This is a genomic window from Candidatus Rhodoblastus alkanivorans (assembly GCF_022760755.1).
Classification (GTDB): domain Bacteria; phylum Pseudomonadota; class Alphaproteobacteria; order Rhizobiales; family Beijerinckiaceae; genus Rhodoblastus; species Rhodoblastus alkanivorans.
The window spans coordinates 2,573,172-2,586,971 of record NZ_JAIVFP010000001.1; the positions used below are offsets into that span (position 1 = coordinate 2,573,172).

10 protein-coding genes are annotated in these 13,800 nt (G+C 65.9%); 3 read left to right on the plus strand and 7 right to left on the minus strand.

The genetic code is table 11. The features are described 5' to 3' along the window. Positions 1-48: 48 nt before the first annotated feature. From K2U94_RS11915 to K2U94_RS11925, 3 genes are all read right to left on the minus strand, one after another. Positions 49-528, minus strand: a complete 480-nt coding sequence (locus tag K2U94_RS11915; protein ID WP_243067418.1) for a copper chaperone PCu(A)C — start codon at positions 526-528, stop codon at positions 49-51. Between the two features lie 51 nt (positions 529-579). Beyond that, on the minus strand, positions 580-1,275 hold the full coding sequence (locus K2U94_RS11920; protein WP_243067419.1) for a Crp/Fnr family transcriptional regulator: 696 nt from the start codon (positions 1,273-1,275) through the stop codon (positions 580-582). A gap of 108 nt (positions 1,276-1,383) precedes the next feature. Continuing rightward, a complete protein-coding gene (locus tag K2U94_RS11925; protein WP_243067420.1) occupies positions 1,384-1,830 on the minus strand; it encodes a DUF2946 family protein in 447 nt (148 codons plus the stop codon). Between the two features lie 152 nt (positions 1,831-1,982). Here K2U94_RS11925 and K2U94_RS11930 point away from each other — a divergent pair, with 152 nt between their 5' ends. The 3 genes from K2U94_RS11930 to K2U94_RS11940 all read left to right on the plus strand — a co-directional run bounded on the left by K2U94_RS11930 (position 1,983) and on the right by K2U94_RS11940 (position 6,423). Continuing rightward, positions 1,983-4,619 (plus strand): cation-translocating P-type ATPase, encoded by a 2,637-nt coding sequence (locus K2U94_RS11930; protein ID WP_243067421.1) that lies wholly within the window; start codon positions 1,983-1,985, stop codon positions 4,617-4,619. A gap of 82 nt (positions 4,620-4,701) precedes the next feature. After that, positions 4,702-5,820, plus strand: coding sequence for an alpha/beta fold hydrolase (locus K2U94_RS11935; RefSeq protein ID WP_243067422.1), 1,119 nt, complete (start codon positions 4,702-4,704; stop codon positions 5,818-5,820). A gap of 237 nt (positions 5,821-6,057) precedes the next feature. Beyond that, positions 6,058-6,423 carry a SpoIIAA family protein gene (locus tag K2U94_RS11940; RefSeq protein WP_243067423.1) on the plus strand — a complete coding sequence of 122 codons (366 nt, stop codon included), beginning with the start codon at positions 6,058-6,060 and terminating at the stop codon, positions 6,421-6,423. A gap of 37 nt (positions 6,424-6,460) precedes the next feature. Here the strand turns inward: K2U94_RS11940 and K2U94_RS11945 are convergent, their stop codons facing one another. From K2U94_RS11945 to K2U94_RS11960, 4 genes are all read right to left on the minus strand, one after another. Then, a complete protein-coding gene (locus K2U94_RS11945; RefSeq protein ID WP_243067424.1) occupies positions 6,461-7,147 on the minus strand; it encodes a site-2 protease family protein in 687 nt (228 codons plus the stop codon). Positions 7,148-7,157: 10 nt separating this feature from the next. After that, positions 7,158-8,999, minus strand: a complete 1,842-nt coding sequence (gene ftsH, locus K2U94_RS11950) for an ATP-dependent zinc metalloprotease FtsH (protein WP_243067425.1) — start codon at positions 8,997-8,999, stop codon at positions 7,158-7,160. A 114-nt stretch (positions 9,000-9,113) separates the two neighbouring features. Continuing rightward, complete coding sequence (locus K2U94_RS11955) at positions 9,114-12,425, minus strand: efflux RND transporter permease subunit (protein ID WP_243067426.1); 3,312 nt, start codon at positions 12,423-12,425, stop codon at positions 9,114-9,116. Continuing rightward, complete coding sequence (locus tag K2U94_RS11960; RefSeq protein WP_243067427.1) at positions 12,418-13,686, minus strand: efflux RND transporter periplasmic adaptor subunit; 1,269 nt, start codon at positions 13,684-13,686, stop codon at positions 12,418-12,420. The genes K2U94_RS11955 and K2U94_RS11960 overlap by 8 nt, the downstream gene beginning before the upstream one ends. Positions 13,687-13,800 lie beyond the last annotated feature (114 nt).

Below are 13,800 nucleotides of genomic sequence, written 5' to 3' on the forward strand. Positions count from 1 at the left end.
ACGGCGGCCGGGGGAGAAGCGCGGAACGTGGCCGCGCTTCTGCGTCGATCAATGCATCTTCATATGATTCATTTTCGGCGGGGGCGACGTCATGGCCTGGACCCGCGCCGAAATTTCGATCTTGCCGGCCTTGGCGAAATCCAGCGTCAGCGGCACGGTCTCGCCGGCTTTCAACGGCTTTTTCAGGCCGATCAGCATGACATGATAGCCGCCCGGCTTGAAGGCGACCGAGCCATGGGCGGGAACGGCGAGCCCGCCGGAGATTCCCCGCATTTCCATGACCCCGTTGACCATCTTCATCTCATGGATTTCAGTCTTGGCGGCGACGTCGGACGACGCGCCGGTCAGGCGATCCTCGGCGGCGGATTTGTTTTCAATGGTCATATAGACGGCTCCGGTGGTCGCGCCGCCCGGCGTGGCGCGCGACCACGGCTGTGCGATCGTTACCGCCCCGCCCTGCGCGAAGGCGGGGGCGGCGGCGGCGGTGGCCAACAGGGCCGCGACAGCGCATTTCTGCAAAACCTTCATGTTCCTCTCCATTCGCTCCTGCATTGGTCCGGCAGGTCGTTCAATGCTGGTTCATGCGCTTTCGGACGTCGCGACAGCGCTGTGCGTTTCGTGCCCGTCGGCGATCCGCCGCAACAGCGCGGCGTCGAGGATGACGACATCCTCGCGGCCGGCGCGCTTTAAGGCGCCGAGCCGTTTCAAGGCGACGAAATTGCGGGAGACGGTCTCGATGACGACGCCGAGATGATCCGCGATATCCTGCCGGGAGATTGGCATTTCGAGCCGCTGGCCGTCCTCGAAATCGTCGCCCATCATCTGGAGCAGGAAAGTCGCGAGCCGCTCGATCGCGGTCTTGCGGCCGAGCAATGTGGCGAGATCGCGCAGGCGCGCGATCTCAGCGAGCATGGCCACGCTCTGATCCATGGCGCCGGCGTCGAGCCGGACGATCGTCGCCGGCGACAGAGCGACCGCGTCGCAGTCGTGGCGCCGGCCGGCGGTGAAGCCAATCGTCCGGCCCGGCCCGGCGATATCGAGAATCTGGCGCCTGTCGCCGGGAAGGGTGCGCAGCACCATGATCGCCCCTTCGATCAGACGGAAGGGCCCGGCGGCCGGCTCCCCTGCCGCGAACAGGCGCTGGCCCGGCGCGATCCGGAACGGGTCGGCTGTGAGCGGAGCGAAGGGTTTGCCTTTTCTGGCGCGCCCGCCGTCGACAACGACGGGCGGCGGCGCGAAAGGCAGGGATGTGGGATGTGCGAAGCTGCTGTTCATCGAATGATCCGAAATCGGGGAGCGGACGGACGCGAGCGCGGGCCCGCGCGTCATCGGCGGGCCGGCGGTCTCGCGACGCTTAGGGAAACCTTGTCGTCGACGGATGGATCAGACGATGGGAGGCGCGCGCGGTTGCGCGGCGCTGGCATATTGGAGCGCCGCCGGGCGCGCATTGAAACGCGGGCGGGAGGCCGCGACCTGCCGGGAAACCGGCGCCGGCGCGGCGGCGACCGGGTCAGGAGCCTTGGCGTGGCCCTGCATCAGCGGCAGGCAGAACGGACAGAGCGTCCTGTGGGGCGCGCCGCTCGGATCGTCGATCGGCTTGCCGTTGCGATCGACCACGATCATGCCGGCGCCGGTGCAGATGACGACGCCGTCGCCGGACAGGTCCGTGAGCAGCGGCGATCCGGCGGCCTGCGCCTCGGCGCCGAGAAGCCCTGCCGCGAGAATGTTGAAGAGGACGACGAGGGCGCTGGCGACGGCCGCGACGTCGCACCGCACGCGCCCGCGGGCGCGATCGATCGCAAGGTCGTAGGTCCTGGCGCGTCGGCTCATTTTCAATGGCGCCCGTTCGAATGAAGGGACAAGGTTGCGCCTGACATTACAAACCGCGCCGTTGGGCGGCAAGGGTTCTCGATCCGACCGGATCATGAAGTTTTCGTCATAATTACGTGGCGTGATGGCGCAACGACCAGGAGGCGACCCGGGTGGACGACAGGACGGCATCATCGAAGGACGACGCGCCGCCGTGGCATACGCTTGGCGCCGCGGACGTCGCGGCGCGCCTCGGGGCCGACCTCGACAACGGCCTGACCGCGGAAGAGGCGGCGCGGCGGCTGGCGCGCGACGGCCCCAATGAAATCCGCGAAAAGGCCGCGCGCGGCCTGTTGGCCATGCTGGCCGACCAGTTCAAGGATTTCACCATTCTCGTCCTGATCGCAGCGGCCGGCGTCGCCGGCCTCGCCGGCGAAGTCAGCGATATGCTGGTGATCCTCGCCATCGTCGTGCTCAATGCGATCATCGGTCTGGTGCAGGATTACCGCGCCGAACGCGCGATCGTCGAACTGAAGCGGCTCGCCGCGCTGAAGGCCGTCGTGCTGCGCGACGGGCGGCTCCATACGATTCCCGCCGCCGAGGCGGTCCGGGGCGACATAGCTCTGCTCGAGGCCGGCGCCGCCGCGCCCGCCGATCTGCGGCTCATCGAGGCGCCCGGGCTCAAAATGGCGGAAGCGGCGCTGACCGGCGAATCGACGCCGGTCCTCAAACAGCCGCGGGCGCTGGCCGATGCGGCCCTCGCCCTCGGCGACCGCGTCAACATGGCCTTCAAGGGCTCGACGGCGACTTACGGCCACGGACGCGGCGTGGTCGTGGCGACCGGCATGGCCACCGAACTGGGCCGGATCGCCGCCCTGATGCAGGCGATTCCGCCAGCGCCGACGCCGCTTCAGCGCCGCCTTTCCCATTTCGGCCGCCGCCTCGCCTTGGCCCTGCTGGCGATCTGCGCGCTGGTCTTCGCGCTGGGCCTCTTGCGCGGCGCGCCGCCCCTTCTGATGCTGATGACGGCGGTAAGCCTCGCGGTCGCCGCCATTCCCGAGGCGCTGCCGGCGGTCGTGACCGTGATGTTGGCGCTCGGCGCCCAGGCCATGGCGCGCCGCAACGCTTTGGCGCGGCGCCTCCCGGCGATCGAAACGCTCGGATCGGTCAGTTTCATCGGCGCCGACAAGACCGGCACGCTGACCCTCAATCAAATGCGGGTCGTCGAGGCTTTCGTCGCCGGCAGGCGTCTTGCCGCCGCCGCGCTGGACGCGGGCGACGAAACCATTCGCCGCTTCATCGACGCCCTGGCGCTCTGCAACGATGCCGCGGCCGGCGAGGCGGGAGAGGGCGTCGGCGATCCGATGGAGGTCGCGCTGTGGCGCATCGCGGCCGAAAAAGGACGCGCCAAGGAGCGCCTTGAGAAAGACGCGCCGCGGATCAAGGAGCTGCCGTTCGACTCCGATCGCAAGCGGATGACGACCTTTCATCGCGACGGCGACCGCTTTGTCGCCTTCACCAAGGGCGCGCCGGAAACCCTCGTCCCGCTCTGCGGCGACGACGATTTCGCGCCCGAGCGCGCGCGCCTGCTTGCGATTGCGGAAGACATGGCCGCGGACGGGCTGCGCGTCCTCGCCGTCGCCGCCCGCGCCTGGGACGCCCTGCCCGCGACCGCGGACCCTGCGGCGCTCGAATGTGGCTTGACCTTTCTCGGCTTCGTCGGCCTCCAGGACCCGCCGCGTCCCGAAGCGAAAGCGGCGGCGGCGCAATGCCGCGCCGCCGGGATCACGACGGTGATGATCACAGGCGACCACCCGGTCACCGCGCGCGCCATCGCCGCCGCGCTGGGGATGCTGGCGCCCGGCGACGAGGTGATGACCGGGCCGGAATTACGCCTTCTGTCCGACGCCGAACTGGCGGCGCGGATGGAGCGGACCAGAATCTTCGCCCGGGTCGATCCGGAGCAGAAGCTCAGGATCGTCGAGGCGGTGCAGGCGCGCGGCGCTTTCGTCGCCATGACCGGAGACGGCGTCAATGACGCCCCGGCGCTGCTGCGCGCCGATATCGGCGTCGCCATGGGGAAATCGGGCACGGATGTCGCGCGCGAGGCCTCGGCTCTGGTGCTGCTCGACGACAATTTCGCCACCATCGTCGCGGCCATCGCCGAAGGCCGGCGCATCTATGACAATATCCGCAAATTCATCAGCTATATTCTGACCTGCAACGCCGGCGAAATCTGGACGATTTTGCTCGCGCCCTTTTTCGGTCTGCCCATCCCCCTGCTGCCGATTCAAATTCTCTGGATCAATCTCGTCACCGACGGCCTGCCCGGCATGGCGCTGGCCGCGGAACCGGCCGAGCGCGACATCATGCGGCGCCCGCCGCGACCGGCCGACGAAAGCATTTTCGCCCGCGGCACGGCATGGAGAATCCTCTGGGGCGGGGTGGCGATGGGCGCCATGGCCCTCATCACCCAGGCCGGCGCGCTGCGGCTTGGCGTCGACCATTGGCAGACCATGGTCTTCACCGTCCTCACCCTGTCGCAGATGGGAAATGTGCTGGCGATTCGCTCCGAGCGCGATTCCCTTTTCCGGCAGGGCCTGTTTTCCAATCCGCCGCTTCTCGGCGCGGTCGTGCTGACGATCTTCCTGCAACTTGCCGCGATCTATGCCCCGACCCTGAACGCCTTGTTCCACACCTCGCCTCTGACAGCGCGCGAACTCGCCGCCTGCGTGGCCCTTTCGACTCCGACCTTCATGATGTTCGAGATCGAAAAATGGCTCGCGCGGCGCGGCGTCATCTCGCGATGAAGCGCCGCCGCTTTTTCGCAAAAACGCCGCGAAAACGGGACAATCAGAAGATGATTGCGACCCCCCACCGCAGGAGCCCGCCATGAAAAGGACTTCCGTCAAGAAATCCGAACTCGGTCCCATGGGTGTGCCGGCCTTCTGGCCGATGGCGCTGGCGGTGCAACTCGGTGAAGAGGGCCTGGAGCTCTTTGCGAAAAACCTCCGCTTCATCGAGGAAGAGGTCAAAATCAACAGCGAGTTGCGGCCTAAGCTCGCGACGCCGAACAAGGTGCGACTCGATCTGCGCAGCATGAAACTCCGCGATTACGGCAAAGCCGGCGGCGTCCCCACTTTGGTGGATGCGCCCTATGCCGGCCACACCTCGATGATCGCCGACTACCATAAGGGCCAAAGCCTCATCGAGACTCTGCTCGCCAACGGCCTCGGCCATGTCGTGCTGACCGACTGGAAGTCGGCGACCGAGGATATGAAGGATCTCGAAATCGACAATTACCTCGCGGACATGGTCGTCGCCATCGACGACCTCGGCGGCAGGGTCAATCTGGTCGGCCTGTGTCAGGGCGGCTGGATGGCGGCGATGGTCGCCGCGCGCTTTCCCGACAAGGTCGCCGCGCTGGTGCTCGCCGGCGCCCCGATCGACGCGGACGCCGACGACGGGCCGATCATACGCATGGCCCACGAATCGCCGACGTCCTTTTACGAGGAGCTGGTGGCGCTCGGCGGCGGGCTGATGCGTGGCAAGTTCATGTTGCAGGGCTGGAAGAACATGCATCCCACCGAACATTATTTTCGGGAGCATATCGACCTTTACGAGCACATGGACGATCCCGCTTATCTCGCCAAGAAAGAGGCCTTCGAAAGCTGGTACGAAAATCCGCTCGACCTTCCCGGGCGCTGGTATCTCCAGGCGATCACCCAATTGTTCAAGGAAAACCGCTTCTTCAAGGGCGAGTTCGTCGGGCTCGGCCGCAGGCTCGATCTGCGCGACATTACCTGCCCGACCTATCTGCTCGCCGGAGCGTCCGACGACATTACGCCCCCGGAACAGGTGCTCGCCGCCGCCAAAAAACTCGGGACGGCGCCTGAAAAGATCGTCTCGAAAACCGCGCCGGGCGGGCACATCGGCCTGTTCATGGGCGCAGGGACGCTGAAGGACTATTGGCCGGACATCGGCCGCTGGATCGCGGCGCAATCCGCCTGAGCGGGAGGCGAACGGATTGGAGCGACGGCTTGCGCGCTGAGAGCTACGCCGCCGCATCCGGAATGCGGGCCGATGAAATTCGCCCGACCTGCGCGATGGACCGATTTTGCCCGACCATCGCCGGTTCGTTTCAACCGTCTCGCGCGGCGTCCGCCTTAACCATGCGGAATCCACGGGTCAATTTCCGGCACGCGTCTTGCCGATCCCGGTCGGCACATCCTCGAAGGGAGGCGGGCCATGATCAGGATGCTGAGCGGATCGCCAGACAATTTATTAGCGCTGTTGGTGGGCGGAACCGTGATCGAACGCGATATCGAAACGATCGTCGGCGCGTGGCTGGACGAGCATGAGGACCATGTCGGCCATGATCGCCTCGTTCTCGAAGTAGAACACGATTTTGACGGCTATGATGCCGAAATCGTACATGCACTGTCTCATTTCGCGGCGCCGAAACGCCGCTTCGAGCGCATCGCCGTCGTCGCCGACGGGAGTTTTTCGCCCTTCGCGCGCGAAATGCTGGCGCTCTCCTATGGCGGCCTGCTCCGGTTCTTTCCGGCCGACGAGACCAACATCAGCCTCGCCTTTGCGTGGGCGGCGGCGTGAACGCGCCGACGGAATAAATGCAAGAGCCGTCCTGGCCTCAGCCCGCGATCCAGAGGATGGCGTGGACGATCCGGTCGGTGAGTTCGGCGACGCCATGCCAGACGAAGTTGAGATCGAGTCCGGTCTGCGCGCCGAGCCAGGGCAGGAACAGCAAAGCCGTGATGAGGATCATCATGCCGAAGGGTTCGAGCGACGCCAGCGCGCGCGACAGCGCGCCCGGCAGGAGCCCGACCAGAATGCGCCCGCCGTCGAGCGGCGGAATCGGCAGTAGATTGAACACCGCGAGCAATGCATTAATGAGCAAAGCGTTCTTGAGGTTGTCGGCGACCCAGTCCGCGACGCCCTGCGGCAGAATGAAGAGAAGCCGGAACAACAGGGCGCTGACCAGAGCCAGGAAGAAATTCATCGCCGGCCCGGCCGCGGCGACGAAGATGGAATCGCGCTTGGGGCTGCGCAGCGCGCTGAAATCGACCGGAACGGGCTTGGCGTAGCCGAACAGGAACGGCGCGCGCGTCAGCATCAGCAGCGCCGGCAGCAGAACGGTGCCGAACGGGTCGACATGTTTGAACGGATTGAGGGTGACCCTGCCCAGCCGCTCGGCGGTATTGTCGCCGAACAGGCGCGCGACATAGCCATGCGCCGCCTCGTGCAAGGTGATGGCGAGCACCAGGGGCGCCACCCACACCGAAATCTGATAGAGCAGCGCCGCCGTCGTGTGAGACAAGAGATCGATCCTATTGCGCCGCCACCGCGCCTGCCGCGCGCATCTCGTCGCGTAAAGGCTTCAGCGCGGCTTCGTCAAGGGTTTCGCGTTCGAGCAGCAGTTTCGCGCCACGTTCGAGCGTGGCGCGGCTGCCGGCGAGAATGGCGACCGTGCGGTCGAAAGCGCCGGCGACGATTTTTTGAACGGCCTCGTCGATGGCGTGCGCGGTTTCGTCGCTGTAGCGCCTCTGATGAAAGCCGTCGAAACCGGGCGGAGCATTCAGGAAGGGCGACGGCGCGCTCTCGTAGGAGACCGGCCCGAGCCGACTTTCCATGCCGAAGCGCGTGACCATGTCGCGGGCGATGTCGGTCACCTTGGCGAGATCGTCGGCCGCGCCGGTCGACAGATGATGGAACACCGTCCATTCGGCGGCGCGCCCGCCGAGAAGAACCGTCATTTTGTCCAGCAGTTCATCCTGCGTGATCACATAGCGGTCCTCGGTCGGGCGCTGGATCGTATAGCCCAGCGCGCCGATTCCACGCGGAATGATCGACACTTTATGCACCACGTCGGCCCTGGGCAGCGACATGGCCACGAGCGCATGGCCCATTTCATGATAGGCGACGAACTCCCGCTCTTTCGGGCTCAGCACACGCTTCTTCTTTTCGAGGCCCGCGACCATGCGTTCGACGCCCTCGGTGAAATCGCTCATCGCGATTTCCTCGGCGTCGCGGCGCGTGGCGACAAGGGCGGCCTCATTGACCAGATTGGCGAGGTCCGCGCCGGTGAAGCCGGGCGTCAGGCTTGCGATCTTTTCGGCGGAAACGTCGGGGCCGAGCTTGTGGCCCTTGAGATAGAGGTTGACGATTTCGATCCGGCCGCCTTTGTCCGGCCGGTCGACCAGCACCTGGCGGTCGAAACGGCCCGCGCGCAAAAGCGCGGGATCAAGGATTTCCGGGCGGTTGGTCGCGGCGAGCAGCACCAAGCCGCTGCGCGAGTCGAAGCCGTCGAGTTCGACCAGGAGCTGGTTGAGCGTCTGCTCCTTCTCGTCATGCCCCATATAGGGATAGGCGCCGCGGGCGCGGCCGAGCGCGTCAAGCTCGTCGATGAAAATGATCGCCGGCGCCTTCTGGCTGGCCTGTTCGAACAGGTCGCGCACCCGCGCCGCGCCGACGCCCACGAACATTTCGACGAATTCGGAGCCGTTGATCGAGAAGAACGGCACGCCCGCCTCGCCGGCGACCGCCCGGCCGAGCAGCGTCTTGCCGGTTCCCGGCGGCCCGATCAGCAGCACGCCTTTGGGCATACGTGCGCCGAGCCGGCCGTATTCCTTGGGATTTTTGAGGAAATCCACGATTTCTTCGAGTTCGGCCTTGGCTTCGTCGGCGCCCGCGACATCCTTGAAGGTCGTCTTGGTGTTGGTCTCGACATAAACCTTGGCCTTGCTCCGGCCGATCGACATGAGGCCGCCGACGCCGCCCTGATCGGCAGCCATACGGCGGAACCAGAACATCCACAGTCCGAAGAACAGCGCGGTCGGAACGACCCAGGACAGCAGCGTGCTGAGGAAATGGCTTTCGATCGCGCCCGAAAACTTCACGTGATTGCGCTGGAGTTCGGCGGCGAGTTCGGGCGCGACCCGCGTCGTCACGAATTGATCGACGCCGTCCTTCTCCGCCTTCTTCCATTTGCCCTGGATATAATCGCCCGAGACCCGCACCTCGGCGATCTTGCCGGAATGAAGGTCGTCGAGGAACTGGCTATAGGGAACGGACGCGATCTTGTCCGCCGCGGCCCAGGTCTGGGCGATCAGGACGACGCCGAAGAGCGCGGCCATCCAATACCAGAAATGCCATTGCTGTCTTTTGTCCATGGCGCGCCTCCGGCGCGGCGATACGGCGTCAAACCAGACAAATGCCCTTCGCCTGCCTATCCTATTTAGGAACGGGCGCCGTCCCGGTTCAACCGCCGCGCCCCTGCTTTGCTCTCACGTCGCCACCGTCGGGGGCGGCGACGCCCAACGCCGCCGGCGCGCATCCTGCCAGCAATAATAGACCAGCGGGATGACGAACAAAGTGAGCGTCGTCGAGGCGAGCGCCCCGAAAATCAGCGAAATCGCCAGGCCCCCGAACACCGGATCCGACACCATGATCGCCGAGCCGAGGATGATGGCGAGCGCGGTCAGAATGATCGGCCGCAGGCGCACGGCCCCCGCCTCCATCACCGCGTCCTCCAAAGACAGGCCCTCGGCGCGGCGCGCCAGGATGAAGTCGATGAGCAGCAGCGAATTGCGCACGACAATGCCAGCGAGGGCGATCACGCCGATCATCGAGGTCGCGGTGAAGGGCTCGTGCATCGCCCAATGGCCGGGAAAGACCCCGATCAAAGTCAGCGGGATCGCCCCCATGACCACGACGGGCATGAAGAACGAGCTGTAATAGCCGGCCAGCAGCAGATAGATCAGCAGCAGCGCGACGATGAAGGCGGCGCCGAGGTCGCGGAAGACGTCGAGGGTGAGCCGCATTTCGCCGAGCCAGTGCAGGGCGTAATGGTTGACGTCGTCCGGCTGCGCCGCGACAAGGCCGAGATTGCCGACGATGAGTTTCTGGCCGTTCGCCAGCTTCCGGCCGGATAGCTCCTTGGTGAGCGCGATCACGCCATTGACCGGGCTCGACCGCAGCATGTGGCCGGTGACATAGGACACGGGATGCTGGTCGCGGGTGAAGATCCACTGGTCGGCGGGAAGCTTTTCGACATGGGCGATGGACGAAAGCGCGACCGGTTTGCCCGCCTTGTCGGTCAGGTAGATTCCATCGAGCGCGCTCGCGCCGATCCGCTGGGGCCGAGGCAGACGCAGGATGATCGGGACCGGCTCGCGCGCCGTCGGGTCGTGCGTCGACCCGGCCTGGACGCCGGCGAAATAGGCGCTGATCGCCGCCGCCGCCGCCTGCGCCGAAAATCCGGCGATCGCCGCGGGCTGCGGATCGATCACCACCTTGAATTCATCGACCTCATGCTGGACCGAACTGTCCACATTGATCATGCCATAGACGCGCGGATAATATTTGGTGCGGAACTCTTCCGCCAGATTGCGCAAAGTCGCGTAATCGGGGCCGTAGATCGCCGCCATCATCTGCGAGCGCACCGGCGGCCCGGGCGGCGTCTCCCTGATCTTGATGCGCGTCTCGGGAAAGGCGGCGCGCACCGGCGCCAGCGCGGCATAAAGCTTCTCCGCGATCTGGTGGGAGCCGATGGCGCGGTCGTGTTTCGAGACCAGATTGACGCGAATCTGCGCAAAGTTCGGCCCGGCGAGATAGACGTCGCCCCTGACCAGCGCGGCGAAATCTTCCGGCGCCGCCTCGCCCAGAAAAGTCTGGTAATTGGTGACATAGGGCGTTCCCGCAAGCATGCCGTCCACCGCCGCGGCGACCCGGCCGGTGTCTTCGAGCGGCGTCCCCTCCGGCGCGTCGATCTCGACGAGAAAAGTATCGACATTGTCGTCGGGCAGCATTTTCAGGCCGACGCCGAAAGATGAGAGCGGACCGTTGGTCCCCTGCGGGCGGATGAATTGCCACGCCGGCTGCGCCATGGCGCCGAGCAGCAGCACGAAAACCACGCCCATGAAGACGCGCCGCGGCCCGGTATGCAGCAAAGGCCGGAAGAGTTTCAGATAGGCGGCGCGCATCCAGTCCCGCTTTTCCGCGCCGCGCTCGTCCAGCGCCTTCTCGTGCTCGGCGACGATCCGCAGCGCCTTCCGCCGCAGCCAGCGGTAGGCGATATAGGGCACGACCGTATAGGCCATGAACAAAGAGGCGATCATCGCCACCGGCGCATTGAACGGAATCGGCATCATGAAGGGCCCCATCATGCCGGTGACGAAGGCCATGGGGATCAGGGCCAGCATGACGGTCAAAGTGGCGATGATGGTGGGCTTGCCGATTTCATTGGCCGCCGCGATCACCAGCCGGCTCAGATTGCGCTGCGGCGCGTGATGGAGATGGCGGTGAATGTTCTCGATCACCACAATGCTGTCATCGACCAGCAGGCCGAGCGACAGGATGAGGGCGAAGAGCGTGATGCGGTTGATGGTCTGGCCCGCAACCCAGCCGACGCCCAGAACCACGAACAGAATGAGCGGAATGGAGAGCGCGACCACCCCCGCCTCGCGCCAGCCGAGGAAAGCGAGCAGGATGGCGACCACGGCGACGATGGCGATGGTCAGATGTTCCATCAAAGTGTTGACCGCGTCATTGGCGGTGGCGCCGTCATCGCGGGTAAAGGTGGCGAAAACGCCCTGCGGCAGGGCCTCGGCCTTGATCCGTTGAAGCTTGGCGAGCACGGCCTCGGCGACATCGACGCCGTTCGTGCCCTTCTGCCGCGCGATGGCGATGGTGACGGCCGGCCCGGCCGCTTCGGCCTTATCCTTGGCCGAAGGGCCGAAGGCGATGAAGGAGCGCACGTCCGAGGACGCCGGGGCCGAGGTTACGGTCGCGACGTCGCGCAGGAAGACGGGATGACCATTATGGACGGCGACCACCACGGCGCCAACGGCCTCGGCGTCGCCGAGCGCGCCGGCGACGCGGATCGGATGCTCGCGGTTGTCGGTGACGACATGGCCGGCGGGGCTGTTGACATTGGTGGTCTCGATCGCCGCCCGGACCGCGTCGGGACTGAGGCCATAGCCCACGAGCCTGGCCGGGTCGAGCCACACCCTGACCGCGCGCGCGGCCGCGCCCTGAATCGTGGTCTTGCCGACGCCGGGCACATTGGTCAACTGTTCCAGGACATGCAGCGCGACATTGCGCAAACTGTCGGTCGGAATTTTTGACGAGCTGAAGGTGAGCGTGAGGATCGGGACGTCGAACAGGCTCAGTTGCTGAACGAAGGGCTGGCGCGCCCCCGGCGGCAGACGGTCGATATTGCTGCTGATCTGGTTATAGACCCGGACGAGGCTCTTCTCCTCGTCCTGCCCGACCTTGAAACGAACGGTGACCATGGCGAGGTCGTCCTGCGCCGTTCCGTAAGTGTGATCGACGTCGGGTATGGCGGCGAGCAAAGCTTCGAGCGGGCGCACTACCTGATTGAGCATTTCGGGCGCGCTGAAGCCGGGCCGCTGAACCGTGACATTGACGACCGGGACGATGATGTCGGGATTATAGGTGCGCGGCGTCAGCACGACCGCCAGCGCCCCGAAGACCGTGATCGCCAGGATGATGAGCGGCGTCAGCTTGGAATGCAGAAAGGCGCGCGCGATCCTTCCCGTGACGTTGAGGCTCGCGCGCCCTTCCCGCTCAGCCATTGTTCCCCTCCGTCGCGGCCTTGACGGCAGTTTGCGGCGAAACCGGGCTGCCGTTTTCGAGATCGGCCGGGGGCGACAGAATTACCCTGTCGCCGGCCTTGAGGCCCGCCATGATCGCGACCTGTCCGCCGGCGTGCGCGCCGGCGCGCACCAGCCGCAGATGGGCATGATCGTCCTTGCCGACGACGAAGACGCCGACGAGGCCGGCGCGCTCGGTCAGGGCCGCCTCGGGAACCGACAGAGCAGGCGTCTGGCCGAGATTGAAGCGCACTTCGGCGTAAGAGCCGAAGGGCGCGGCGGCGCCGCGGTCAAGCCACAGCTTGACGAGATGGGTGCGGGTCTGCGGATCGGCGGCGTCCACCAGGCTCGTCACTTTCGCCGGCAGGTCCTGCCCGTTGACGCGGACGACGGCCGCGTCGCCGACCTTCAGGGCGGCGAAAGTCGCCGGCCCGGCCGAGGCCCTGATCTCGGGCGTGGCGCTGGCGACGACGAACAGCGTCGTCCCCGGATTGGCGTAATCGCCCGGCCACACGCTCTTCTGCGCGACGATGCCGTCGAAAGGCGCGCGGATTTCGGCATAGCCGATGTCGGTTTGGGCCGCCGACAGGCCGCGATCGGCCGCGTCAAGCTCCGCCCTGGCGGCGAGATATTGGCGCTCGGCCTGCTGGAACTGCGCCGTCGAGGCAAATTGCTTCTCGTGCAGCGTATTGTAGCGGTCATATTCGGCCGAGACCTGCTTGAGAACGGCCTGGGCGGTATCGACGCGCGCCTGCGCCTGGGCGATCTGGGCGTGCGCGTCAGCCGTTCCTACCTCGGCGAGAAGCTGGCCCTTCGTGACCTGGGCGCCGGCGTCAACCAGAACCCTGGTCACCAGGCCGCCCGAGCGCGAGGCGATATTGGCGGTGTCCACGGCGCTGACATTGCCCGGAATCGTGACGCTGGTCGGCCATTGCGTCGCGACGGCGTCCGCGATCCTGACCGGCGTCGCCGCCGGCGCGACGTTCAGCGCCTCCTCGCTGGCCGGAGTCAGGGCGCGCTCCACGGCGACATAGGCCAGAGCGGCAGCGAGCAGCGCCCCAACGAGGAACAATCCGCGCCGCGGCTTCTGCGCGCTGGCAGAGGCCGCGCCTTTTCGCTTTTCGCCGCCGGCCTGGGCGACGGCGCCGGCGTTTGCCGCGCATTGCACTCTCGCCGCCAATCCATAGGCCGCGGCTGCGGCCAAGGCGGCGCTGAAAACGGGGATCCAGCTGATTTGCGACATTATGCGGGGTTCCTTGCCTGCCGCTTCGGCGCCTCTTGACGTCCGACACAACATCATTCAAATGATTAATTGATTGATATGGAGAAGACAGCTTCGATGTCAAGATGCAATCAG

What these genes read in the sequence shown, in the direction of transcription:
- K2U94_RS11920 (WP_243067419.1), bottom strand. Translation starts at nt 1,275, where the DNA reads ATGAACAGCAGCTTCGCACATCCCACATCCCTGCCTTTCGCGCCGCCG.
- K2U94_RS11940 (WP_243067423.1), top strand. Translation starts at nt 6,058, where the DNA reads ATGATCAGGATGCTGAGCGGATCGCCAGACAATTTATTAGCGCTGTTG.
- K2U94_RS11925 (WP_243067420.1), bottom strand. Translation starts at nt 1,830, where the DNA reads ATGAGCCGACGCGCCAGGACCTACGACCTTGCGATCGATCGCGCCCGC.
- K2U94_RS11935 (WP_243067422.1), top strand. Translation starts at nt 4,702, where the DNA reads ATGAAAAGGACTTCCGTCAAGAAATCCGAACTCGGTCCCATGGGTGTG.
- ftsH (WP_243067425.1), bottom strand. Translation starts at nt 8,999, where the DNA reads ATGGACAAAAGACAGCAATGGCATTTCTGGTATTGGATGGCCGCGCTC.
- K2U94_RS11915 (WP_243067418.1), bottom strand. Translation starts at nt 528, where the DNA reads ATGAAGGTTTTGCAGAAATGCGCTGTCGCGGCCCTGTTGGCCACCGCC.
- K2U94_RS11955 (WP_243067426.1), bottom strand. Translation starts at nt 12,425, where the DNA reads ATGGCTGAGCGGGAAGGGCGCGCGAGCCTCAACGTCACGGGAAGGATC.
- K2U94_RS11960 (WP_243067427.1), bottom strand. Translation starts at nt 13,686, where the DNA reads ATGTCGCAAATCAGCTGGATCCCCGTTTTCAGCGCCGCCTTGGCCGCA.